Origin of the sequence: Puia dinghuensis, assembly GCF_014642875.1 — a bacterium.
Classification (GTDB): domain Bacteria; phylum Bacteroidota; class Bacteroidia; order Chitinophagales; family Chitinophagaceae; genus Puia; species Puia dinghuensis.
In genome coordinates this window covers 1,093,036-1,116,977 of sequence record NZ_BMJC01000001.1, presented here as the reverse complement: position 1 = coordinate 1,116,977, position 23,942 = coordinate 1,093,036, and the positions used below count along the sequence as shown (strand labels likewise).

The window sequence follows — 23,942 nt, the reverse complement described above, 5'->3', positions numbered from 1 at the left end:
TGCATATTTGGATTCAAAATTTGAATGAATTTTGCTATTTTTATTACATGAGTAATATTTAGAAGAAATTTTCATAATCACTATATCTGTTTTCATTAAATGTAAATATTTGTAATATTTACAAGCCATTTCTTTGTCTCCGATTGCCATCCATGCTCAGGCTTACAGGCCGTCCGGTTGCTGCCATTTGAGCCCATTGTAACCAAAACGACCAACATGCACAAATTCATCACCGGAATGAGCAGTTTTCTTCTCCTTTCCACGGCGTCCGTCAGGGCGCAACTTTCCCTCACGGGGCAGCTACGAACGCGGACCGAAGTCCGCAACGGCTATGGCACGCTCGAGACCATTGGCAGTCAGCCTGCTTTTCTCACCTCCCAGCGCGCGCGGCTCAATTTCAATTACCGGAGTTCGCGGGTCATCTTCCAGGCGTCGGTACAGGATGTCCGGGTCTGGGGCGCGGATGCCTCCACGATCAACAATGCGGATGGCGCACGGCTCGGCGTCCATGAAGCCTGGGCCGAACTGGTGCTGGCCAACGCCCATGACAGCAGCTTTGGCAAGAGCCCTGTCGAATATTTCGGCGTCCGCGTCGGCCGGCAGGAGCTGGTCTATGACGATCAGCGGTTGCTGGGCAACCTCGACTGGCTGCAGCAGGGCCGCCGTCATGACGCCATCGTATTCAAATTATTGAACAAAGGCTGGCAGGCCGACCTCGGCGTCGCCTTCAACCAGAACACCGACGCCTTCAATTATAACGGCACTACTTATGTGCCGGCTAACGTTCCGGCCTATATCAAGGACAGCAAGGGCAACCTGATGGCCGTTCCCGCCGGGTATCTTCCCCTGATGAATGCTGCCGGGGTCAGCTCGCGGACGGGCAGTCCCTCCTTTGTCATTGCCCCCAGCACCAACGGCGCCACCCAGGACTACAAGTCGATGCAGTATCTCTATGTGGCGAAAACGTGGGGTCAGACCCGGCTGTCGGGGCTGGTCTTTGTCGATGAGTTCGGCAAATATAAATTGGATTCGGTGAAGAACATCGCCGGCACAGATACCGGCTACCTCTATGGCCGGCATTTCAACCAGGCGGGGGTGAATACCCGGGTTACCGGCGGCCTGATGCTGACAACACCGCTCGATCACCGGAAGTACTGGCGGCTGTCGGCGGGTGCGTATTACCAGGCGGGGCATGACCGCGACGGGCTTACCCTTGCCGCGTATACGACGACGTTTGGCCTCACCTACGTTCCCCATCTTTTTGCAACGACCATCGGCTGGGATTATGTCTCGGGTAACGACGCCTTCTCCACCTCCACCACCAACCATCGCTTCGACCCCTTGTATGGCACGCCGCATAAGTTCTGGGGATATATGGATTACTTCTATGCCGGTACGGGCTCGGCCACGGGCGGGTTGAACAACCCTTTCTTTAAAGAGAAATATACTTCTACCAACAGCAGGCTGACGGTCGAACTGTGTTATCATTATTTCGGCCTGGCTGCTTCCCAGAAGGACGTAAAGGGCGCGCAGGTGTCCAAATACCTTGGCAGTGAAGTGGATGCTGTCGCTACCTACGGGCTCAACAAGATCACTACACTCGAACTGGGGGTTTGCGGTATGTGGGCAACCCACAGCATGGAGTATGCGAAGGGCATCACTCCCAACACGGCCCGGCTGAATGCCTCCTGGGCCTACCTGCAAGTAAATATCAGACCCGACTTTCTCCAAAAATAAAATCCGTTAAAATGCAACAGATCAATCAACCACTCGATAAAATACGACTCTTTTCACTGGATACGATCCAGATGCGGACCTTCCATATCACCTGGCTCATGTTCTTTGTCTGTTTCTTTGGCTGGTTTGGCCTGGCGCCGCTGATGCCTACCATCCGTGCCGATCTTGGATTGACAAAGGCACAGGTGGGTAATACGATCATCGCCTCCGTCTCTTCGACCATCATCGCCCGATTGATCATCGGGAAATTGTGTGATGTGCTTGGGCCCCGGAAGACGGCTGTCCGTCTGCTGCTCATCGGGTCGATCCCGGTGCTGCTGGTAGGGCTGGCTAAAGACTATACGACCTTCCTGCTGTTCAGACTGGCTATCGGGATCATCGGCGCCAGTTTTGTCGTTACGCAGTTTCACGCTTCGACGATGTTTGCCGCGAAGATCCGTGGGACGGCCAATGCGATCACCGGCGGTTGGGGTAACCTGGGCGGCGGGGTCACCAACATGGTGATGCCGCTGATCTTTTCTGCTATTGTAGGTTTTGGCTATTTGCCGCACTTTGCCTGGCGCTATGCCATGATCGTGCCAGCCGTCATGATGTGGATCGTCGCCTGGCTTTATTACCGTTATACGAAAGATACTCCGGCGGGCAATTTTTCCGAGATAAATCGGGCTGTTCCTACCGCCAAGCGCCGCACCGACTGGTCAGTTCTTGCCGACTGGCGGGTAGTCGTGCTGACCCTGGCCTATGCCATGTGTTTCGGGATGGAGATCACCTTCGACAATGTGGCGGCGTTGCATTTTGTCGACAATTTCCATCTGTCGCAGCACAGCGCCGGGTTCTGGGCCGGGCTGTTCGGTTTTATGAACCTCTTTGCCCGTGCGCTTGGCGGCATCTGTTCTGACAAGGTGGGCGCCCGTTGGGGGATGCGCGGTAAGGGTATCCTGCTGGCTTGTTGTCTGTGGCTGGAGGGGTTGGGGCTGGTCGCCTTTGCCCATGCTCCAAGCTTTGTCCTTGCCATTGTCCTCATGCTGTCCTTCGCGCTCTTCCTGAAAATGGCCAATGGCGCGACGTATGGCATCGTCCCCTTTGTCAATGAGAAGAATGTGGGACTCATCAGCGGGGTCGTCGGCGCGGGCGGCAATCTCGGCGGTATGCTTTTCGGGTTCCTTTTCAAATCAGAGTCGATCACATATGCGGAGGCATTTACCTATATCGGGCTGACGGTTGTCACCATCGCCTGTATCGTCTCGATCACCCGCTGGCGAACGCTGGCGCAGGGCGAGACCGCTTCCACTACGCCGGCAACGGCTTAACCCGAATTGGACGGAGTCCAATTCCACCTAATTAGATTCGTATGGCTGCCACAAACCACCGTCACACCGAACGATTCTTTTCCACCTGCTGCTATTGCGGCGTAGGTTGTGGCGTCACTGTCTATAAGGATAGAAAAGGTCGTATAACGGTGGAGGGCAGCCCGGATTATCCTGTCAACAAAGGGATGTTGTGCAGCAAAGGGTTGAACCTGCATTATACGGTGAACGACCGGCAGGACCGGCTGCTCTATCCGCAAATGCGGATGAACAGAAGCATGCCCCTGCAACGGGTGAGTTGGGATACCGCCCTCGACCGGGCCGCGGCGGTATTCCGCAGCCTGATCGCACGGTATGGTCCGGATAGTGTTGGTTTTTACATCTCGGGACAGTGTCTTACCGAGGAATACTATGTCGTCAACAAGTTGATGAAGGGCTTCATCGGCAGCAATAATATCGACAGCAATTCCCGGCTGTGTATGAGCACGGCGGTGGCGGCCCATAAATTGTCGCTCGGTGAGGACAGTGTCCCGGTGAGCTATGCCGATATTGAACTGGCCGACTGTTTCTTTGTCACTGGAGCCAACCCGGCCTGGTGTCATCCGATTCTGTGGCGGCGGGTGGAAGCCCATAAGGCCGCGAATCCACGTGTGAAGATCATCATTGTCGATCCGCGCCGGACGGATACTGCCGCCGTTGCCGACCTGCACCTGCCGCTGAACCCCGGTACGGACAGCACCCTTCATTACGCCATCGGCCGGCTGTTGATCGAGCAGGGGCATCTTCACCCGGATTTTATCATGGATCATACCGAAGGATTCGAAAGCTACCGGCAAAGGGTATTCGCCCGGACGGTGACAGAGGCTGCCGCTATCTGTGGTTTGCCCGAGGAAGATATTCGGAAGGCCGCGCGCTGGATCGGGGCCGCCAAAGGATACCTGAGCATGTGGACCATGGGGCTGAACCAAAGCGCATCGGGGGTGAACAAGGTGCTTTCGCTGATCGATCTTCACCTGCTGACGGGCAAGATCGGCATCCCGGGCAGCGGTCCTTTTTCTCTCACGGGACAACCCAACGCCATGGGGGGACGTGAGACGGGCGGGCTGGCTAATCTACTGCCGGCACACCGCGATCTGGCTAATGCCGAACATCGCCGCGCTGTACAGGACTATTGGGGCAGCGGGCCTCTATCCGCGAAGCCCGGGCTCACCGCCACCGAACAATTCGAAGCGCTGGCCGAGGGCCGGATGAAAGCCATCTGGATCATGGGGACAAATCCACTGGTAAGCCTGCCCGATGTCCGGTTGGCGGAGGAAGCGATGAAGAAGGCGCGGTTTGTGGTCGTGCAGGAAGTCAGCCGGCGGCCGGAGACCCTGGCCTATGCCGATCTGATACTGCCTGCGGCTGCCTGGACGGAGAAGGAGGGAACGATGACCAATTCCGAACGCAGGATCAGCCTGTTGGACAAGATCGTCGACCCGCCCGGTGAAGCCCTGCCGGACTCCGTTATCTTTAGCCGGCTGGGGCAGAAAATGGGTTTCAGCGGATTTGATTATGAAGGTCCTGCAGATATTTTCCGCGAACATGCGCTTTTGACGAAGGGAACATCTATCGATATCAGCGGACTGGACTATGCTATCCTGCGCGACCGCCGTTCGGTGCAATGGCCGTATCCTACTGATGGCGGGGCTGCCAGTGCGGAGGGGACGCCGCGATTGTTTATCGATCACAAGTTTTATACCCCTTCCGGGAAAGCCGTTTTTCATGCTCCAACCGATGAAGTACGCAGCGAGCAGCCCGATGACGACTACCCGCTGATCCTCACGACAGGGCGCATCCGCGACCAATGGCATACGATGACAAAGACGGGGAAGGTGAACAAGCTTAAACAGCATATCCCCCAGGCTTTTTTGGAAATACATCCCGACAACGCCCGTGAGCTGGGCATTGCCGAAGGCGATATCATAGTTGCCCGGTCGCGGCGTGGTGACGTGCGGGTGCCGGCGCGGATAACGGACGGTATAAAGAAAGGGACTGTTTTCTTACCGATGCATTGGGGGAAGATATTGGGCAACGATCTGAATCGGACGAATAATGTGACCAACAAGCTGCTCGATCCCGTCTCCAAAGAGCCGGACTTCAAGTTCTGCGCGGTAAGCGTGGAGAAATACAAAAAAAGAAAAGAGCGCATTGTCATTGTGGGGGCGGGCGCGGGGGCGCACGGGTTCGTCCGGAGTTACCGGGCGCTGACCCAGGAAGACGAGATCGTCGTCTTTAGTAAAGAGAACCTGCCTTTTTACAACCGGGTACAGTTGCCGGATTATATCAGCGGTGCACAGCGTTGGGAGCAGCTGGTCAAAATGACCGACGAAGAAGAGGGAGATGTAGACATCGACCTCCGCCGTGGCGTCAGCATCGAACAGATCGATCGAGTCGCGAAAACGGTAACCGACTCGACGGGCGCCGTCACTGCGTATGATCGGTTAATCCTGGCCACGGGTAGTCGGGCTGCCCTGCCGAAGCAATGTCCGCAGCTGGAAGGTATCTTCACCCTGCGCAGCCGGGTGGATGCCGACCGCTTCCGCCATCAGATACCGCCCGGAGGACATTGTGTCGTGGTTGGCGGTGGGCTGCTGGGTCTTGAACTGGCCGCTTCTCTGCGGGAAATGGACATTGCCGTTTCGATTGTCCATCGCAGCAGCCGTTTCCTCGACCGGCAGCTGGACACACTGGGAAGCCAGCTGTTACAGGACGAGATCGCCGATCAGGGCTGCAACATTTATTATTCCGATGAAGTGCAGCTGTTTTATGGCCAGACCAAACTCACCGGCGTCCGCTTACGTAGCGGCCGGGTTTTGGACTGTGATGCACTTGTATTCGCCATCGGCACGGTGCCCAATATCGAGATCGCGAAGGCCGCCGGGCTCGACCATCGGCGGGGACTTATCGTCGACGGTTATCTGCGGACAAGCGATGAGCATATCCACGCCATCGGGGAGATTGCCGAATTCGAAGGCAATCTTTACGGGTTTACGGCCGCAGCCGAACAGCAGGCCGAGGCGTTGGCCCGATTTCTCAATGGCGACATTACCAGCCACTATAGCGGCACCGTGCCGATGAACATCATCAAAATTCATGGCTTCGATCTCTGCAGCATCGGGCTGCCGGACTGTCCCAACAACAAGGAATATGAAGAGATCGTCTTTATCGATAAGGCCCGGCGGTACTACAAGAAATGTATCATTCACCAGGATCGGCTCGTGGGCGCCATCCTGGTCGGCGACAAGGACGAGTTCAGGGAATTCCGCGAATGGATCACGGGGAAGATCGAGCTTAGCGAACGGCGCCTGCAACTATTGCGCAACGGCAGCAGGACTACGCCGGTGGAGGGAAAGCTGGTCTGCAGCTGCAGCAATGTTGGCAAGGGCAACCTGGAACAGAAGATAGCGGAAGGCTGCACCGAACTTTCCGACCTGTGCGCCGCAACGGGGGCCGGCACTGGTTGCGGAAGCTGCCGGCCCGAAGTAAAAAGGATATTGGAGGCCTATGTTTCGTAAGAACTATAACGTCAAGATCAACCTGCCCGGCGGCATCGTCGCTGCCGGTGAGCTCTATTCCATTGTGGAAGCGGCAGGTCGCGCCAGGGTGGAAGAGATGCAGCTGGGCAGCCGGCAGCAGCTGTTTTGCAAGGTGGCTGATAAATATGGACCGGCTTTTTTAAAAGAGCTCGACCAGGCCGGCATCTTCTACGAGACGGAAAACGAAGTGCATCCCAACATCATCAGCTCTTATGTCGCCGAGGGGGTCTTTGGGCGAAGCGCCTGGGTGAGCGAGGGGTTGTATAAAGATATTCTGGGGGGATTCGATTTTCGCCCGCGGCTAAAGATCAACCTGGTGGAGAGCAGCCAGTCCTTTGTCCCGTTTTTCACCGGTCATCTCAATTTTGTTAGTAGCCCCGTCAATAATCACTGGTATCTGGTTCTGCGCCAGCGGGGCTCCAATCGATTATATTACTGGAAGGCCGGCATCTATTCGCCCGAGATCCCCCGGATATGCCAACTAGTAGACGAATGCTTCCCGCTCGCAGGCGAAGGGGAGGATTGGGGACAGCGGTTAGCCGAGGCCGTTCAAACCCGCGGTGGCTTCTCCGAACAGCCTCTCCTGCCGGCACTACGCCTGCCGGAATTTCGCCTGCCCTATTACGAGGGGTTCAATCGCAGTGGTAATAAGAACTGGTTGGGCATCTACCGGCGGGAAGAACTCTTCCCCCTGGCCTTTCTAAAGGACGTCTGTCTCATCGCCCTGCAGACAAAAGTGGGGCAGTTGTATACGACGCCCTGGAAGTCTCTGCTGATAAAAGACATTGAAGAGCATGACGTGCCGTTGTGGGAATATGTACTAGGTAAATACCGGATGAATGTGCGTCATGCTTCCAATGAATTGAACTGGCAGATCGAGGACCTTTGTCCCGATGGCTTGCGGTTAAAGCGCTATCTTGTCCGGCTGCTGGACCAGGACGATATCCGGACGGAAGGACTGAGCTTTTCCGTCAAAACAAAGGCCGGGTCCGGCCTGCCGGGTTCGGTGGTCATCCGGAAACAGGAAGGTATCCGGCCCGACCAGCTGAAATTGCTCGACCGATACTCCATCTGGCATACACCCGATTTCAGTCCGCATGTCAGGGAAACGGTGTTGTACCGAAAAGACCTGGAAAAAGAACATCTCTTCCCCTACATAGTCTCCCTCTGCAAGGAATTCTACCGGCTGCAGAGCGAACGGCATTCTCCTCTTCCCTCTCAAGCCACCGCGATGCATGCGGGAAAAGAGGAGGCGGCGGGCGGCTGGCAGTGCTGCAACTGTCTCACGGTCTACCATGAACAATACGGTGATGAAGAACAGGGGATTGCGCCCGGCACCCCTTTCGCCCAGGTGGCATCGGACTATGCCTGCAGCGTTTGCGGCGGGTCGAAATCCGAGTTTCGGCCCATGGAAAAATCCCCCGCGGTTGAGTAGTACTGTCGTACCTTTACAGAAGGCGCTTTGCGCACATTTATGATGGCAGAGATAAAAGACCGATATGGAAGGACTTTCCGGACCCTGCGGGTAAGCCTGTTGCAGCATTGTAACCTTGGATGCGTCTATTGCGTCGCAGGAGATGAGGAAGTAAAGCAGGCCAATGCCACCCATCCGAGTCTGCCCGTGGACGAGCTGTTGGCCATCATCTGCCGGCTTAGGGACCAATTGCCGTTGGACACTGTCCGGCTGACGGGGGGCGAGCCCCTGTTGTATCCGGGGCTGGCGTCGCTGATCAGGGGTATCCGTGCCGCAGGTATTCCCGCCGTGCGGCTTACGACCAATGGCTTCCTGCTGGAAAGGCTGGCCGGGTCGTTGAAGGATGCCGGGCTCGAGGCCATCAATGTGTCGCTGGATGCCGTCGATGAAGATGTGTTCTTCCGGATGAGCAGGCGTCATTCGGTGACGCGGATCATTAAGGGCATCGATTCTGCCATAGCCGCAGGGCTGAAAGTCAAGATCAATACGGTCGTCATGAAAGGGATGAATGACTCGCAGCTATTACCGCTGCTCGATTTTGCTTTTTCCCGCGGGCTTACCATTCGCTTCCTGGAAGTGATGGCCATGGGTCATCTGCACGACCAGGCGGACCGTTATCTCGTGACGCAGGAAGAGATCTTACAGACCATCGGCAGCCGTTATACCTTGACGCCGCAGGCCAGGGCGGCTTCGGCCACGGCGCGATACTGGACGACGGAAGATGGACATCGTTTTGGCGTCATTGCTAATGAGAGTGAACCTTTCTGCCGGGATTGCGACCGGCTCCGGCTCGACAGCAGCGGGCATATCTATGGATGCCTGAGCAGTAATCAGCCGATAGAGCTAAATATGGGGGAGAAGGAGGGTGAGTGGGACGAGAAGTTGCGGCAGGCGCTGGCGCAGAAGCAGGAGTTGCGTTTTGTGGGAAGTGATCTCAGTATGTTAAGGATTGGTGGATAGGGAAAAGGCGGAGCATTTTCCGGGAGGTTGACAATGAAAATTCACGTATACGCCAGGTTGAAAGACTACTTTCAGCCGGAATTCGAGGTCGCAGGAGAGCACGTCCGGAATACCGACGAACTAAAGGCACTGTTGCTGACCCTTAACGATAAGGCCGGAGAGATACTGTCTTCCTGCCGCTTTGCCGTTGAAGAAGGATTCATCGACAACGAATTTAAATTGAACGAATATGACACCGTCGTCATCATTCCCCCGAGCAGCGGAGGGTAGGGGAGAAGCAGCAGAGGGCAGGGGAGTCGCAGCGGGGACACCCGCGGCGGCGGAGAGCAGGGTAGAGCCTGCGGGGATGCCCCCGGGAGGTTTTGCGGAGGGTAGGGCTGTAGCGGCCCTCAGCGCAGCGCCCATCGATATGGCCGGGTTGCTGGCAGGTGCGCATCACCCCGGTGCTGGTGCGGTCGTATTGTTCAGCGGGGAAGTGCGGGATAACAACGCGGGCCGGGCGGTTTCCTTACTCGAATATGAAGCCTATATCCCGCTGGCGACATCGATGATCGCGGAGATCGTGGCCACGGCAAAACAGAAATGGTCGTTGAAGATCGCCGTTGCCCAGCACCGTATTGGAAAAGTAGCGATCGGCGACACCGCCGTCGTCGTGATCACGGCTTCTGCCCATCGCAGCGAAGCCTATGCGGCCAACCGGTATATCATCGACCGGATAAAGCACGAGGCGCCCATCTGGAAATGCGAACACTATGCCGATGGAACAAAAGAGTGGGGCAACAATTGCAATTGCCACACTGTGACGGGCGATGTCAATAAGCATATCTATGATACCGGCGGGTAACCTGCTGGGTGTTGTGCTCAGTGGTGGCGAAAGCCGCCGGATGGGCCGGGACAAAGGGCTGCTAAATACCGACGGAAAGCCCTGGGCCCTTTCCATGGGCGATAAACTAGCACATCACCAGCTTCCGGTGGTCTATTCCATCAACAAAGGGCAGTTGCCTGCCTATTCCGCTATACTTTCCGCAGACAGTCTCATCGTCGATATGGATGAAAGCCAGGGCCCGCTGAACGGGCTTCTCAGCGTACACCGACAATTTCCGCGGCACGACCTGCTGCTGGTAGCCTGTGACATGCAAGACCTGGATGAGCGGACGATCATGGGACTGATCGCTGCCTACCGGATAGAAGAAGCCGATTGCTATGCCTATGAGGTGGAGGGATATCTCCAGCCTTTCTGCGCCATCTATACGGCGATGGCTTTGGCAAGGGCGGATGCGACGATGCGGATGGACAGTCTGCAGGCCGTTTTGCGCAGCGGCAATCTCCGGCGGCTGCCCGGTGAACCGGCCGCTTTCCGCAATTACAATAGCTTATAATAAGGGGCGGCCACGGCCGCCCCTTAAAATTATTGCAGGACCAATACTCTCACCGGAGTTGGATACACGACGCTGCCATCGTCCAGGGTTATCTGGAAATAAAAACGGTTGGTCAGCTCGGCATTGGCTGTTGCTTTCGGATTAGCCACACTTACCGGGTAGTGCTGAAAATACTCCCTGATCGATGTCTGGAAGGTCACCGAATTATTGGTGGCCGGGATAGGAGCCGCATTATAGAACTTGGAATTGGGGTTTTGTATGGCTGCATAGCTGGTAGACCCGATGACTTCCGTGATCTGTTTCAGGCTCCTGCCGCTGTTGCCGGTCAGGCTCAGCGTGATGGTGATGCTGCTGTCTCCGCTGAGCGAAGTGGTCACGGTTGGATCGGGGCGGTAATCCACGGCATTGGTAACAATGATGGGCGTCTGCGCGGGATTATAATCGGTGTAGTCAGGCCCAAAACCATGTTGTTTTGTACAGCTGCAAAGCACGGCGACCGAGAGGAAGAGAAGGGAAACCGGTTTATTATTTATGAGCATATGATCTCTTTTTGCATTGATAAAAAATTATTTTGCCCACCAGAGCTTTACGTCCACCAGCGGCCTCGGATTCGGTGCATTGGGGTTGGTGGAGAGCTCGCCATTCGTATAAGGCAGGCGGGTAGGGATAACTGTTGGGTCATCGCCTCCGGGGTTGAGTGGTAAGGCGAGTATGGGGTAGCCGGTGCGACGGTAATCATCGAAGACTTCGATGCCATTCCCGGTGAAAGCGATATATTTCTGCGTGATGATCTGTTGCAGCTTTTGCTGTGTGGTCCCGGTGAGCGTGACAACGTTGGGGTTGGCGATGAAATAAGCATTGATATCCGATTGGGCCATTCCTATTTTTTGCATGCTGGCCTGGATGCCGGCCTGGTAATAGGCATTCGGATCACCGGGTGTGCCCAGGATCAGTGCGGCTTCCGCGAGGATAAAATTCACCTGGAAATTGGTCAGCAGCCGGATGGGTGCGGCGCCCAACTGCGTAGGGTTGGCTACCGGGGCGATGAGGTAGCTGCCGTATTGCGACCGGGTGGCCTGCGGCGGTGCGGGTGCGTTGGAACCATTGTTAAACCCGGTGAAGACGCCATTTGGCTTGGTGAAGAATTTCGCCAGTCGCAGGGTATCGTTGAGGCTTTGTTCCAGCGCCAGGAAACGCGAACTGAGCATTTGATCTCCGGGCCGGTTGATATAGTTGAAATTATAGAGGGCGTTTTGGTTGCCGGTAGCCGTACCAAACGGAACTTCAAAATCCAGGGAGTTGGAGTTGATGTAATTATTACCGCTGAGCACGCTGGTGATAACGCTCTTGGCCATCGTGGGATTGACATTGGTGAGCATGATGGCGAATTTCAGCAACAGGGTATTCCCCACCCGCGTCCATTTGGTGAGGTCGCCGCCATAGACGAGATCGTCCGTCTTCGGTTTCAGCGTACTCGTTTTGGCGAGGTCGGCCAGGCCGCTGTTTACGAGATCGAAAAGACTGGTGATCCCCAGGCTGGGATTGCCCTGGTAGATATCCTGCACCTTGTCGAAGCGGGGGTAAATGTATTTATTGCCCTGACCAGCCTGGGAATAAGGCACATCGCCCCAGATATCGGTGAGGATGGAAAAAGCGTAGGCCATCTCCAGCTTGGCGATGCCGGAATAGGCCGGGCTGGTGGCGGAGTCCAGATTGATCATAGCAACGCAATTGTTGACGCTGCCGCCATAGAGTTCGCTGTTCCATTGGTTGTCGAAGGCGCCGCTGAAGTTGTAGACATCGTAACCTTGTGTCTGGTTGGCTACACCGGCGATCTGTTGCATAATGGCGGAGGTAGCCCTGTCGAGATCATTACTGTTGGCAAAGGCTATACCGATCTCCGTAGTAGGCAACAACACTGATGGGGGCACTGTGGTCGGAGTGTTGGGCGAGGTATTGACGGCCAGGTATTTTTTACAGGAGCCCAAGACCATTCCAGCCAGTAACAACAATATGAGCATTCGTTTCATAAGCGATTTTTTAATGATTTTAGAAAGAAACCTTTAGACTGCCTCCTATGGTCCGAGCATTGGGCGTGCCCTGGAGGTCGAGTCCGCGAATATTGCCTGCGCCCTGTGTATTGATCTCCGGATCGATGAAAGTATTCGGGGCGATATGGAACACGTTGTTGGCAAAAACGGATATCCGTACATAATTTATCTTCCAGCTTTTGATGATGCTGGCCGGCAGATCGTAGCCCAGGGTCACATCCTGGAGCCGGAGCACGGTAGCGTCATAGACGTTGAACTCGCTTTGCAAACCACCCAGGGTTTGCCAGTAGGTCTGAGCCGGTATCTGGATATTGTTTTGCGTATATTTTCCATTCGAAAGGATCTCGCCGGGAAGGGTCCAGGGTTTGTCACGGTCCTTTCCGGTTTCTACCCAGGCTCCCCTGGATTTATAAGAAGCTGCCGTGAAAGACAACACCTGCCCGCCCTTGATAAAGTTGAAGGTAAACCCAAGGGAGAGGGACTTGTACCGGACTGTATTCGAGATACCGAGAATATAATCGGGGTTGGGATTGGCGAGCACCTGGTTAGCGATGGTCGTGGCGTATACACCTGTGCCGGGATTGATAAGCCGGGCGCCCGTAGTGCTGTCCCGGGGGATCAGACCGCCGATGATGACTCCGTAAGGCTGTCCTACCTGGATGGATGGGATCGATCCGATGAAAGCGCTGCCGGGTATGGAGAAACGGGTAATGCCGGGGAAGATGCTGACTACCTTGTTTACATTCCTGGTGAAATTGCCGATGATATCCCACCTGAAGTTGTGGGTGACAACAGGCTCTACCGAGAGTGTTAGTTCCACGCCCTTATTGGTCATTTTACCCGCGTTCACCGTTTTCGTGGTAAATCCGGTGGAAGGAGGAATGCCGACTGAAAAGATCTGGCTTGTGCTCACTGTGTTATAGTAGGTAGCGTCCAGCGTGGCGCGGTTGTTCCAGAAGCCCAGATTTGTACCGATCTCGTAGGAGGTGACGAATTCCGGCGAAAGCACATTTGGCGCGATGGTTGGGTTGAGGGTAAAACCTGCAATAGCGCCATCGGGGAAGCTAAAGTTGGCCACATTATTACCGTACGTACTCTTCTGATACGTATTAGCCAGCAGGTAGGGAGGCGCATCGGTACCGACCTTGGAGATATTGGCCCGCAGCTTGCCGTAGGACAGTATGCCGGAGTTGATGTGGAAGGCATCCGTGAAGACGAAGCCGGCGTTCACAGAAGGGTAGAAAAAGGTATTCTTACTGGTGGACAATGTCGAGGATTCATCGGCACGGGCCGTTGCCTCCAGGTATAAATAGCCTCTCCACGCAAAGGAAAGCTGGCCGTAATAACCAAGCAGTCGTTGCAGCGTAGTGGACTCGGCCGAGCCGATGGCGAAATTACTGCCGACGCTGGTATTATAGAAGCCGGAAAAGGCCAGGGCGTCCGCCTCTACCGTCACCACCTGGAAGCGGCGCTGGTTGATGTTCTGGCCGAGAAGCGCGCTGAAGTTGAGGTCTTTGGTGAGGAAGTCGTTCTTATGTGCGGTAATGATCAGGTCGCCGTTGAGCTCGCTGCGATAGATATCGCTTTCCAGGTCCTGCCCGGCGGGAACACGGGCGCTGCTGATGGCAAAGATCTGCTTCCGCCGGTCGGTATAGGCATCGATGCCCAGCCGGTAGTTGATGTTTAGCCAGGGAAAGAGATCATAGCCCAGGTTCACGTTGCCGATTATGCGATAAAGATTGCTCTTCAAGGGGTTCATATATGCATCATAATAAGGATTATCCTGACCCGGAATCGGCCAGTTATTGGTGCCATCCGGGTTTTGATAGGTTCCCAGGACCCTGGTGGATGTGAGGTCGATGCTGCGGGCCAGGCCTTCGACGACAGCCAGGGAACTGGCGCCGTTACCATCCAGGATGCCGGTCTGCAGGGTATTGAAGAAGCTGACCACGCCGCCCACCTTGATCTTGTTTCGGAATATCGTATTTCCGGCGAATTTGACATTTGCCCTTTTGAGGGAAGTATTGGGCAGGATACCGTTCTGTGTCAGATAACCGCCTGATAGGGTAAAGTTTTGTTTGGCGTCTCCCCCGTTGATGATAAGACTGTTGTCGGAGATGGTCCCCGTCTGGAAGAAATCGTTGATGTTATTGGGATAGGCTTTGAAAGGTACGGGTTGACCGTTCACCAGCAGACCATTGGCCACGGATGGGGTTGACCCGAATTTTGGACCCCACGAGTTCCCCGATGCCGGGTTGTAGATGCCGGCAGAGCCCTGGCCGTACGCATTTTGAACTTGCGGGAGGCCTTCCATATATTGCTGGCTGTAGGCGGTGCTGGCGACAATTTCGCTTTTCCCGTTGACGCCGCCCTTTTTGGTCGTGATGATGATAGCGCCTGCTGCCGCCCTCGAACCATATAAAACGGCGGCGGCCGGTCCTTTCAGGATGTTGATCGACTCGATATTATTCAGATCGAGGTCGAGTGCCCGGTTGGCGGGTTGCTGGTCGCCCAATGTGCCGTTGGGGCCGCCATTTGTGCGGTCTACATCATTACTGATGGGGATCCCATCCACTACAAAGAGCGGCTGGTTACTCCGGGTAAAGGAGGTGATGCCCCGGATATTGATATTGACGGAAGCACCGGCTCCCCCGCTGGCTCCGGTGATATTGACCCCGGCCACCTTGCCTTCCATGGCGCTGACGAGGTTAACCTGTCCTTTGTCGGCGATCTGGTCGGCTTTCAACTGCTGGGTAGCATAGCCGAGCGAGCGCTTGTCACGGGCGATGCCGAGGGAGGTCACGACCACTTCCGACAAGGTGTTCTCTTTGGCGGTGAGGGTAACGGTGATGGATGTCTGGTCACCGATCTCAACCTCTTTCGAGGTCCAGCCGACGGCGGAGATGACCAGCGTATTTGAGTTTGGCGGAACGGGAATGCTGAAGACTCCGTCTGGTCCGGAACTAGTGCCTCTACGGGTACTTTTAATCGTCACGCTGGCGCCCGGTACCGGTCTGCCATTGTTGTCCGTGATCTTTCCGGTGATGGTTCTATTTTGTGCCTGGAGATGGTCAAAAAGCAGCAGACAGCTGCATAGAAGCAGGAGTAGTGTCCTCATGGTTAAGTAGTTTTGGTGTGTTTATAATGAGGACCTAATATAGGGAATAGTTACATATAAAATTTACGTTATATATTCAATAGAAATTATCCTTATTTGATATTATCTGCCGTGGGGGGCTATCTGATAAACGGTTTGGAGCATTCCGAGTAGTTTAGTAGAGCTTTAGCAAGGTAAAGGCCGGAATGAGATCAAATTCAAAATCTACTAACATTATATACTAATAAAAATGTTAGTGGGATTGACTGCAGTATCGCTGCATGAAATAGAAAAAACCCCTTTGCCTGTGGTGCAAAGGGGTTCGATCCGCCGGATTGGCGGGTAGCCTATTTTAATTTGTTTTGCAGGTTCTGGTCGATGGCGTCGAGGAATTCCTCGGTGTAGAGGAAGTGTTTGCCGTGTTCGACCTTGTTACCGTGTACGCAGATGGCCAGGTCTTTGGTCATCTTACCGCTTTCTACGGTCTCGATACATACTGCTTCGAGGGCGTCGGCGAAATGGATCAGTTCGTGGTTGCCGTCCAGTTTGCCCCGGAAGGCGAGACCGCGGGTCCAGGCGAAGATGGAGGCGATGGGATTGGTGGAGGTTGGCTTGCCGGCCTGGTGGTCGCGATAGTGGCGGGTAACCGTACCGTGGGCGGCTTCGGCCTCCATGATCTTGCCATCGGGGGTGACCAGCACGGAGGTCATCAGCCCCAGCGAGCCAAAGCCCTGGGCCACGGAGTCGCTCTGGACGTCACCGTCATAGTTCTTACAGGCCCAGACGAAATTGCCATTCCATTTCAGCGCGCTGGCTACCATGTCATCGATGAGCCGGTGTTCATAGACGATGCCGGCTTCCTGGAAGGCATGCTTGAACTCCTTTTGATAGATGTCTTCGAAAATATCTTTGAACCGGCCATCATATTTTTTCAGGATGGTGTTCTTTGTCGAAAGGTAGAGCGGCCATTTCTTGCTGAGCGCCATGTTGAAGCAGCTGCGGGCAAAGCCTTTGATGGACTCGTCGGTATTGTACATCGAGAGGGCCACACCGTCGCCGTTGAAGTTGAAAACTTCAAATGTTTGCGGCGCGCTGCCGTCTTCGGGGGTAAAGGTCATGGTGAGCTTGCCTTTGCCCTTGATGACAGTATCCGTGGCCCTGTACTGGTCGCCGAAGGCATGTCTTCCGACGATGATGGGGGCTGTCCAGTTGGTGACCAGTCTCGGGACGTTCTTCATGACGATGGGTTCACGGAATACCGTGCCATCCAAAATATTGCGGATGGTGCCGTTGGGGCTCTTCCACATTTGCTTCAGGTGGAATTCCTTCACCCGGGCTTCGTCGGGGGTGATGGTTGCGCATTTGATGCCGACGCCGTGTTGTTTGATGGCGTTGGCTGCATCGATGGTCACCTGATCGTTGGTCTGGTCGCGGTGTTCGACGCCAAGGTCAAAATATTTGATATCGATGTCAAGGTATGGAAGGATCAGTTTGTCTTTTATGAATTTCCAGATGATCCGGGTCATTTCATCCCCATCCAGTTCGACTACAGGGTTGGCTACTTTGATTTTTTTGGGCATATTTCTGCTATTTTATCGCTAAAAAGATAGCAAACCTACACGAAATGAGCCATTGGGCAAAATCCTCTTTTTTGTAAGTTTGTAGCTATTTAACCAGGTTACTACTGCTATGCTGGAATTAGTACGGCGATATGTGTCGGGGTATGTTTCGTTGACCAACGAGGAGTTCGCGCTTCTGGCAGAAAAGCTCGAGGTCCGCACCTTTCAACGGCGGGTACAGTTGCTGCGGGCCGGAGAGGTGGAGTATTACATGAATTTTGTGGTAGCAGGGTTGGTCCGGATGTATTTCTACCGGGGTAAGACGGAAGTGATCACCAATATCGCCCGGGAGGGGGAGCTTATCAGCAGCAGTTCGTCCTTTCTCTCGGGGATGCCTTCCCATTACTATATAGAGACGCTGGAACCGACCACCCTGTTGTCCATTACCCACGACAATCTTGACGAGATTTACGGGAAGAGCGTCCGGATCGAACGGGTGGGCCGGCTGATGACCACGCAGTTTGTGATGCAGAAGGAGGAATGGGAGTATGAGTGTATGCGGCTGGACACGCGCGAACGGTTCACCCGGTTTGTGGAGAGATACCCCGATCTGCTGCAGCGGGTAACGCAGAAGGACCTGGCTTCCTATCTGAATATGAAACCGGAGACGTTCAGCCGGTTAAAAAACCAGATAAAAAAAAGGCCGGCTGTCGTTAAAATGTCAATCAAATGAGCAAGCCCCCGACGTCGTATAAGGCTGCCCTTGAGTATCTGCATGGTTACCTTTCCCGCTACACGGCTTTGTCAAAGCAGGAATTCGACCAATTTTTGCCCTATATCGAGATCAGGGAGTTTGAGAAGCGGACGAAGGTTATCGACATGGGAGAGGTGGAGCGCTATCTGAATATCGTTGCCTGGGGGCTGGTGCGAAAATACCTGCCGGTTCGCAACCGGGAGATTACTATTCAACTGGCTTCGGAAGGGCATATCGTCCATTCCGACCTTTCCTTTCACTTCCGCACGGCGTCTTCATGTGTCATCGAGACCATCGAACCCACTGTATTCTTTTCTGTTTCCTATGAGAACCTGCAGGAAGCCTACGACCTTTTTCCAAAAGCCGAGCGGCTTGGCCGGTTGTTGATGTCCGACCTCTTTGTCAAGAAAGACAACCGCTTTTTCGACCAGTTGCGTAAGGACACGCGCGAACGCTTTTTGGATTATGTTCTTTCGCATCCGCAGATGCTGCAGCGGGTGCCGCAGAAATACATTGCCTCCTACCTGAACATAAAGCCGGAGACCTTCAGCAGGTTGAAGCATTTGATGCGGCCGGGCAGGAAGGGAACGGCGTCGCGTGAGTAGCAGCGCCTGGCGGCTGTTGGGGCTAAAGGCTCACAACCAGCACCGGGATCTTCAGCTCGTGCCGCACCGCATTCACTGTCTCTCCGTAGAGGAGGTCTTTTAATCCCGTGTGGCCGTGGGAGCCGATGACCAGCATGTCTGCCTGTTGTTCACGGATGATGCGGGCTATCTCGCGGCTGCGATGGCGGAAGCCCAGGACAGTATGGCTTTGCAGCCCTTTTTCCTGTAAGATGGCGCCATAGCGGTCGAGTCGTTCCTGGTCTTTTCGGGTCTCGAAATCATCGGTCTCCCTGCCGAGCAAATGGGTGGAGGCGCTCTCCACGACATGGATGAGGAGATATCGGCCTGCAGCTCCACCCTGGCCGACGGCATAGGCCAGCAATTTCTCGTCGTGTTCGCTGAAGTCCAGGGCTACGGCGACATGCCGGAAAGAGGGGAGTGTCCAGTCCTGGAGGTGATCGGGCTGGGGGTGTAGCTGGAGTGTTTTATGGCGTACCTGTCTTTCGATCCACGGATGAAGGCCGATGTACAGCAGCAGGGCAGCCGCGCCCAGGCTTCCCAGGGTGATGAGTACTTTCCAGCCGGGGTGACCGGTCGCAGCCATCACCGGTACTGCTTCTTCTATCACCAGTTTCACATTAAGATAGAGCAGCAGGAGGGCAGCGCCCCAGGCCAGCAATTTTATGATGGGCCGGATGGTAAAGGCCCCCATCGTTGCTTTATCACTGACGAAATGGATGAGTGGAATCACGGCAAATCCCAGCTGCACGCTCAGGATCACCTGGCTCAGCACCAGCAGGTCGTCCACTTCTTTTTCGCCGAACAGGATGATCACGATCACTGCCGGGATAATGGCCAGCAGACGGGTCATCAGCCGCCGTACCCAGGGGTTTATCCGCAGCTGCAGATAGCCTTCCATAACGATCTGTCCGGCCAGCGTACCGGTGAGCGTGGAACTCTGGCCCGAAGCGATAAGGGCAATGGCAAAAAGTTTTGGCGCTAATTGGGTCCCCAGCATGGGCAGGAGCCGGTGGGCCTCTTTTATGGAGGCTACGTCCGTCTTGCCTGTCTTGAAGAAGACGGTGGCGGCCAGGATGAGGATGGCGGCATTGACCAGGAAGGCGAGATTTAAGGCTACGGCGCTGTCTAAGAAATTGATCCTGAGTGCCCGGCGAATGTGTTCCGCGCCCTGCCCGATCTTTCTCGTCTGCACCAGGGCGGAATGCAGATAGAGGTTGTGCGGCATGACGGTGGCCCCGATGATGCCGATGGCGATATAAAGGGCTTCCTTCCCATGCAATACCGGGACGAAGCCGGTGAGGATATCCCCTGCCGCCGGTCGGGCCAATATGATCTCAACCAGGAAGGAAAGACCTACCACCGCTATCAGCCCGACGATAAAGGCCTCCATCCGTCGCATCCCCAGCCGTTGCAGGAAAAGCAGCAAAAAAGTGTCCAGGACGGTGATACATACTCCATAGGCAAGGGGGAGACCGGTGAGCAGCTCGATCCCGATTGCCATGCCCAGCACCTCGGCCAGATCGCAGGCTGCGATGGCGATCTCCGCCAGGATATAAAGGGGGATATTGATATAGGCGGGATAGACCTCGCGATTGGCCTGGGCCAGGTCGCGGCCCCGCACGATGCCCAGCCGGGCCGCCAGGTTTTGCAGGAGGATGGCGATGACGTTGCTCATCAGCAGCACCCAAAGCAGCGAATAGCCAAAACGGCTGCCGCCGGCCAGATCGGTGGCCCAGTTGCCCGGGTCCATATACCCGACGCTTACCAGGTAGGCGGGACCAAAGAAAACAAAGAGTTGCCGCCACCAGGGTCCCTTTCGTTGGGTAGTGTCAATGCTGCCATGCGCTTCACCAAGGCTAACGTCTTTCTGTGAGAGATTCATCATAGGTTACAAGGACATTTTTTGCTACCCGGGCGCTGAGGGTAACCGGTGGCCGGTTACGGACCTTTATTTCCAGGGAGTCGTCAAATGGAAATTTCTTTTTTATCTCCAGCCGGGTGCCCAGCCGGATATGGTTATGCTGCAGCACCTCCATCATTTCGGGGGTCTGGCTGGCGACGCCTGACACCTGAACGGTCTTGTTCAAGGGCAGGTCGGCCAGGCATGTCTGCCGTCTCACCTGCAGCCGTCCCTGGCTGTCGGGTATGGGGTCGCCATGGGGATCGGTTTCGGGGTGACCGAGGAAGGCGTCCAGCCGGTCGATCAATGCGCGACTGCTGATATGCTCCAGCTCTTCAGCGATGTCATGCACCTCGTCCCAGCCAAATTGCAACTTCTTCACGAGGAAATATTCCCAGAGGCGATGTTTGCGGATCACCTGGACTGCGGCCTTCCTGCCCTCGGTATTCAGCTTGAAACCCTTGTACCGCTCGTAGATGAGCAGCTTCTGCTCCTTCAGCTTTTTGAGCATGTCGGTGACGGACGCCGGCCGGGTGCGCAGCGCCGCGGCCAGGGCATTGGTCGTGACGAGGCCCTGCTCCTGCTGCAGATGAAAGATGGCCTTGAGATGATTCTCCTTGCTTACGGAATACTTCATATTCGGTTCGGCTAAAATTAATTTTAGACAAATCTAAAATTGAAGATACGGTTTTCCCGGGAAAATTTCTTTATTTTAGTCCTGAAAATCTGGCGAGGCGGCCGGTAGGTCGCCCGAAGATAATTATACTCGTATGAGCAAATACTTGTTGCTTCTAGTGCTGCCGGTGCTGTTGGTTTCGTGTAAGGAGAAGAAGGTTTCCCTGGCAGTCAACGATGAGAAGGTGAATATCTCTGATTTCCTGGAGTTCTTCCAACCCATGAAACTGCCCTACAACGTGACGGATACTGTCCTGAGACGAAAAGAGCCCGAGACATCCATCATTAATGCCAAATTGTTCGCCCGCTTTGTACCGGATTCGATCCTCAGCCGGCTCTTCGGCAAGGAACAGCATCCTCATCTCTACGCCATCGGAAAGATCAGTGTCCCCGAGGCCGAGCAGTACCTGTTCGTAAAGGCAACGGCAAAAGAACGCCGGGCCCTCTACATCTTTTGTTTCGACAAGAAGAACCATTTTGCCGCCGCCCGCCCCATCCTCTATTCGGATAATGAACCCGGGGTCAGCGGCCAGGCGGGGATGGACAATAAATATACGCTCACCATTCAGCATCAGCGAAAGGGGCCCGACGGGCAGCTCCTTTATCACAAGGACGCTTACATTTACAATGGGGATGTTGGTTTTATGCTGATCCTCACCGAATCCAACGAGACAAAGGCGAAGATCGTCCCCGTCTATGATCCGATAGATACCTTGCCCCGAAAACATAAATTCTCGGGCGACTATGCACAGGACAAACGGAATATCGTCTCCATCCGGGATGGCAAAGACGCTTCCCGGTTTTGGTTCTTTGTTCATTTCGAGAAGGACAATGGCACCTGCAAGGGGGAATTGAAGGGCGAGGCGAAATTTGTTGCTCCGGGTATCGCACGCTACCGGGCATATTCCGACCCCTGTGCGATCGAATTCACCTTCATCCCCGAAGGCGTATCCCTGAAAGAACTGGGTGGGTGCGGTGTGCATCGCGACATCAAATGCTTCTTCGAAGGGTATTTCCAGCGCCGGAGGACGCCACAAAAGCCCGAACATAAGGCCGAAGAACATAAACGTTCAAAAATAAAGGTCAATGAGACATGACTGCAATTGAAATCGGGTTTATGCGTTATATTGCGTACATTTTACATGGATAAAAAATGTTTGGATCTGATATGAGCTTTAAAAATTATGCTGTGCCATACGCTGTCGATGAGCGGTATTCGAAAAAGGTAGCTTATTTCTCGATGGAGTTTGCGGTGCACCAGCCCCTGAAGATCTATAGTGGTGGACTTGGCTTTCTGGCGGGCTCCCACCTGCGCAGCGCGTATGAGTTGCGTCAGAACATGATCAACATCGGTATCTTGTGGAAGTATGGGTATTATGACCAGGCCCGCAACCTGGATCAGACGTTGCAGGTGACCTGGATGGAAAAGCTGTACAGCTTTCTCGAAGATACGGGCATCCGCTTCCAGGTGAACATCCATGATCATCCCGTCTGGGTGAAGGTGTGGTATCTCAACCCTGAGACGTTCAAAAGTGCCCCGCTGTTCCTGCTGAGCACTGATGTGCCGGAGAACGACTATGTCTCTCAGACGATCACCCACCGGCTTTATGACGCCAATGTCGCGACAAAAGTGGCCCAATTCATTCTTTTGGGGGTTGGCGGCGCCAAACTCGTGGACGAACTCGGCTTCAACCCCGAACTCTATCATCTTAACGAGGCACATGCCATCAGCTCGTCTTTCTATCTCTACCAGAAATATAACCGCGACATCGAAGAAGTACGGAAGAGGCTGGTCTTCACAACGCACACACCTGAAGAGGCCGGCAATGAGAAACACGATATCTATCTCTGTCATAAGATGAGCTACTTCTGCGGGTTGTCTGTCGAGGAAGTAAAGAAACTGACGGGGCTTGAGGACGATGCCTTCAACCACTCGCTTGTCGCCTTGCGCTTCGCTCATCTGGCCAACGCGGTCTCGCAATTACATGGTAAAGTCTCCCGCGCCATGTGGGGGAAGTATAAGGATATCTGTCCTATCATCGCCATCACCAATGCCCAGAACTGGCGTTACTGGGCCGACAAGGAGCTGTACAGGAAGATGGAAGAAGGCAATGATCACTGGTGGGACGACCGGAAGCGCTATATGAAGAAGAGGGCCTTTGAGCTGGTGGCGGACCAGACGGGAAAATTATTCGATCCCAACGTCTTTACGATCGTTTGGGCGCGGCGGTTTGCGGGTTACAAACGCGCGGGTCTGCTGGCGCGCGACATGGACCGCTTTAACAAGTTGATCCATGACACCAAATATCCCATCCAGATCGTCTGGGCCGGCAAACCCTATCCCATGGACTATCCCGCGATAAACGAATTCAATCATCTCGTTCATCTCAGCAAGGGTTATAAGAATGTGGCGGTGCTCATCGGTTATGAGATGTCTTTGTCCAAACGCCTGAAACAGGCCGCCGACTGCTGGCTCAACAATCCGCGCGTCCCGCGTGAAGCATCGGGCACCAGTGGGATGACCGCCGCCATGAATGGCGCCGTCAACTTCTCCACCGACGACGGCTGGATACCCGAATTCATCAATCACGGCAACAACGGTTTTGTCGTTCCCAAGGCAGATTATGCCAATATGCATGTAGAGGAGGTGGATGATTACGATATGAACAAACTCTACCAGATATTGGAAAATGATATTCTGCCCACCTACTATGAGAAGTACGATACCTGGCGGCAGATCGCCAAGAACGGGATGCGGGATGTCCGCTACCAGTTCGATGCAGGCAGGATGGCGCACGAGTACTACGAGCAGCTGTACAAATAGGCGGTTTATGTAATTATCCGG

The 23,942-nt window shown here is 54.6% G+C and carries 18 protein-coding genes; 12 read left to right on the top strand and 6 right to left on the bottom strand.

Annotation, left to right across the window (positions count from 1 at the left end; translation table 11 throughout):
* Nucleotides 1–216: 216 nt before the first annotated feature.
* Genes IEY39_RS04395 through mobA form a run of 8 tightly spaced genes read left to right on the top strand, consistent with a single transcriptional unit; the run spans nt 217 to nt 10,435 of the window.
* Nucleotides 217–1,737 (top strand): alginate export family protein, encoded by a 1,521-nt coding sequence (locus IEY39_RS04395; protein ID WP_188928903.1) that lies wholly within the window; start codon nt 217–219, stop codon nt 1,735–1,737.
* Between the two features lie 11 nt (nt 1,738–1,748).
* Entirely contained in the window at nt 1,749–3,047 is a 1,299-nt protein-coding gene (locus IEY39_RS04390; RefSeq protein ID WP_188928901.1) for an MFS transporter, read from the top strand.
* Between the two features lie 41 nt (nt 3,048–3,088).
* Entirely contained in the window at nt 3,089–6,601 is a 3,513-nt protein-coding gene (locus tag IEY39_RS04385; protein ID WP_188928899.1) for a nitrate reductase, read from the top strand.
* A complete protein-coding gene (locus IEY39_RS04380) occupies nt 6,591–8,057 on the top strand; it encodes a rubredoxin (RefSeq protein WP_188928896.1) in 1,467 nt (488 codons plus the stop codon). Before IEY39_RS04385 ends, IEY39_RS04380 begins: the two co-directional genes overlap by 11 nt.
* 27 nt (nt 8,058–8,084) lie before the next feature.
* Nucleotides 8,085–9,056 (top strand): GTP 3',8-cyclase MoaA, encoded by a 972-nt coding sequence (locus IEY39_RS04375; RefSeq protein WP_229688767.1) that lies wholly within the window; start codon nt 8,085–8,087, stop codon nt 9,054–9,056.
* Nucleotides 9,057–9,089: 33 nt separating this feature from the next.
* A complete protein-coding gene (locus IEY39_RS04370; RefSeq protein WP_188928894.1) occupies nt 9,090–9,326 on the top strand; it encodes a MoaD/ThiS family protein in 237 nt (78 codons plus the stop codon).
* Nucleotides 9,286–9,900, top strand: coding sequence for a molybdenum cofactor biosynthesis protein MoaE (locus IEY39_RS04365; RefSeq protein WP_229688766.1), 615 nt, complete (start codon nt 9,286–9,288; stop codon nt 9,898–9,900). The genes IEY39_RS04370 and IEY39_RS04365 overlap by 41 nt, the downstream gene beginning before the upstream one ends.
* The gene (mobA, locus tag IEY39_RS04360) at nt 9,884–10,435 is read left to right on the top strand and encodes a molybdenum cofactor guanylyltransferase (protein WP_188928892.1); all 552 of its coding nucleotides are present in this window, start codon (nt 9,884–9,886) and stop codon (nt 10,433–10,435) included. The genes IEY39_RS04365 and mobA overlap by 17 nt, the downstream gene beginning before the upstream one ends.
* 29 nt (nt 10,436–10,464) lie before the next feature.
* Here the strand turns inward: mobA and IEY39_RS04355 are convergent, their stop codons facing one another.
* From IEY39_RS04355 to IEY39_RS04340, 4 genes are all read right to left on the bottom strand, one after another.
* Nucleotides 10,465–10,974, bottom strand: coding sequence for a hypothetical protein (locus tag IEY39_RS04355; protein ID WP_188928890.1), 510 nt, complete (start codon nt 10,972–10,974; stop codon nt 10,465–10,467).
* Nucleotides 10,975–11,001: 27 nt separating this feature from the next.
* Nucleotides 11,002–12,465 carry a SusD/RagB family nutrient-binding outer membrane lipoprotein gene (locus IEY39_RS04350; RefSeq protein ID WP_188928888.1) on the bottom strand — a complete coding sequence of 488 codons (1,464 nt, stop codon included), beginning with the start codon at nt 12,463–12,465 and terminating at the stop codon, nt 11,002–11,004.
* A 19-nt stretch (nt 12,466–12,484) separates the two neighbouring features.
* Entirely contained in the window at nt 12,485–15,604 is a 3,120-nt protein-coding gene (locus IEY39_RS04345; RefSeq protein WP_229688765.1) for a SusC/RagA family TonB-linked outer membrane protein, read from the bottom strand.
* 326 nt (nt 15,605–15,930) lie between these two features.
* The gene (locus tag IEY39_RS04340) at nt 15,931–17,163 is read right to left on the bottom strand and encodes an NADP-dependent isocitrate dehydrogenase (protein WP_188928886.1); all 1,233 of its coding nucleotides are present in this window, start codon (nt 17,161–17,163) and stop codon (nt 15,931–15,933) included.
* A 109-nt stretch (nt 17,164–17,272) separates the two neighbouring features.
* Between IEY39_RS04340 and IEY39_RS04335 the strand changes: the two genes are divergently transcribed.
* Both IEY39_RS04335 and IEY39_RS04330 read left to right on the top strand, forming a co-directional pair.
* Nucleotides 17,273–17,875 carry a Crp/Fnr family transcriptional regulator gene (locus IEY39_RS04335; RefSeq protein WP_188928885.1) on the top strand — a complete coding sequence of 201 codons (603 nt, stop codon included), beginning with the start codon at nt 17,273–17,275 and terminating at the stop codon, nt 17,873–17,875.
* On the top strand, nt 17,872–18,501 hold the full coding sequence (locus tag IEY39_RS04330; RefSeq protein WP_188928883.1) for a Crp/Fnr family transcriptional regulator: 630 nt from the start codon (nt 17,872–17,874) through the stop codon (nt 18,499–18,501). The genes IEY39_RS04335 and IEY39_RS04330 overlap by 4 nt, the downstream gene beginning before the upstream one ends.
* A gap of 22 nt (nt 18,502–18,523) precedes the next feature.
* On the opposite strand, the gene IEY39_RS04325 is transcribed toward IEY39_RS04330, so the two are convergent.
* Together IEY39_RS04325 and IEY39_RS04320 are read right to left on the bottom strand one after the other, a co-directional pair.
* Nucleotides 18,524–20,407, bottom strand: coding sequence for an Nramp family divalent metal transporter (locus tag IEY39_RS04325; RefSeq protein WP_188928881.1), 1,884 nt, complete (start codon nt 20,405–20,407; stop codon nt 18,524–18,526).
* A complete protein-coding gene (locus tag IEY39_RS04320) occupies nt 20,379–21,059 on the bottom strand; it encodes a metal-dependent transcriptional regulator (RefSeq protein ID WP_188928879.1) in 681 nt (226 codons plus the stop codon). Before IEY39_RS04320 ends, IEY39_RS04325 begins: the two co-directional genes overlap by 29 nt.
* 133 nt (nt 21,060–21,192) lie before the next feature.
* Between IEY39_RS04320 and IEY39_RS04315 the strand changes: the two genes are divergently transcribed.
* Together IEY39_RS04315 and glgP are read left to right on the top strand one after the other, a co-directional pair.
* Nucleotides 21,193–22,194, top strand: a complete 1,002-nt coding sequence (locus IEY39_RS04315; RefSeq protein WP_188928877.1) for a hypothetical protein — start codon at nt 21,193–21,195, stop codon at nt 22,192–22,194.
* A 71-nt stretch (nt 22,195–22,265) separates the two neighbouring features.
* Entirely contained in the window at nt 22,266–23,921 is a 1,656-nt protein-coding gene (gene glgP, locus IEY39_RS04310; protein WP_188928871.1) for an alpha-glucan family phosphorylase, read from the top strand.
* The last annotated feature ends 21 nt before the right edge of the window (nt 23,922–23,942 follow it).

Bases quoted from the DNA above. Each gene is read 5' to 3' on its own strand.
- IEY39_RS04395 (WP_188928903.1), top strand. From the start codon at position 217: ATGCACAAATTCATCACCGGAATGAGCAGTTTTCTTCTCCTTTCCACG.
- IEY39_RS04390 (WP_188928901.1), top strand. From the start codon at position 1,749: ATGCAACAGATCAATCAACCACTCGATAAAATACGACTCTTTTCACTG.
- IEY39_RS04385 (WP_188928899.1), top strand. From the start codon at position 3,089: ATGGCTGCCACAAACCACCGTCACACCGAACGATTCTTTTCCACCTGC.
- IEY39_RS04380 (WP_188928896.1), top strand. From the start codon at position 6,591: ATGTTTCGTAAGAACTATAACGTCAAGATCAACCTGCCCGGCGGCATC.
- IEY39_RS04370 (WP_188928894.1), top strand. From the start codon at position 9,090: ATGAAAATTCACGTATACGCCAGGTTGAAAGACTACTTTCAGCCGGAA.
- IEY39_RS04365 (WP_229688766.1), top strand. From the start codon at position 9,286: ATGACACCGTCGTCATCATTCCCCCGAGCAGCGGAGGGTAGGGGAGAA.
- mobA (WP_188928892.1), top strand. From the start codon at position 9,884: ATGATACCGGCGGGTAACCTGCTGGGTGTTGTGCTCAGTGGTGGCGAA.
- IEY39_RS04355 (WP_188928890.1), bottom strand. From the start codon at position 10,974: ATGCTCATAAATAATAAACCGGTTTCCCTTCTCTTCCTCTCGGTCGCC.
- IEY39_RS04350 (WP_188928888.1), bottom strand. From the start codon at position 12,465: ATGAAACGAATGCTCATATTGTTGTTACTGGCTGGAATGGTCTTGGGC.
- IEY39_RS04345 (WP_229688765.1), bottom strand. From the start codon at position 15,604: ATGAGGACACTACTCCTGCTTCTATGCAGCTGTCTGCTGCTTTTTGAC.
- IEY39_RS04340 (WP_188928886.1), bottom strand. From the start codon at position 17,163: ATGCCCAAAAAAATCAAAGTAGCCAACCCTGTAGTCGAACTGGATGGG.
- IEY39_RS04335 (WP_188928885.1), top strand. From the start codon at position 17,273: ATGCTGGAATTAGTACGGCGATATGTGTCGGGGTATGTTTCGTTGACC.
- IEY39_RS04330 (WP_188928883.1), top strand. From the start codon at position 17,872: ATGAGCAAGCCCCCGACGTCGTATAAGGCTGCCCTTGAGTATCTGCAT.
- IEY39_RS04325 (WP_188928881.1), bottom strand. From the start codon at position 20,407: ATGATGAATCTCTCACAGAAAGACGTTAGCCTTGGTGAAGCGCATGGC.
- IEY39_RS04320 (WP_188928879.1), bottom strand. From the start codon at position 21,059: ATGAAGTATTCCGTAAGCAAGGAGAATCATCTCAAGGCCATCTTTCAT.
- IEY39_RS04315 (WP_188928877.1), top strand. From the start codon at position 21,193: ATGAGCAAATACTTGTTGCTTCTAGTGCTGCCGGTGCTGTTGGTTTCG.
- glgP (WP_188928871.1), top strand. From the start codon at position 22,266: ATGAGCTTTAAAAATTATGCTGTGCCATACGCTGTCGATGAGCGGTAT.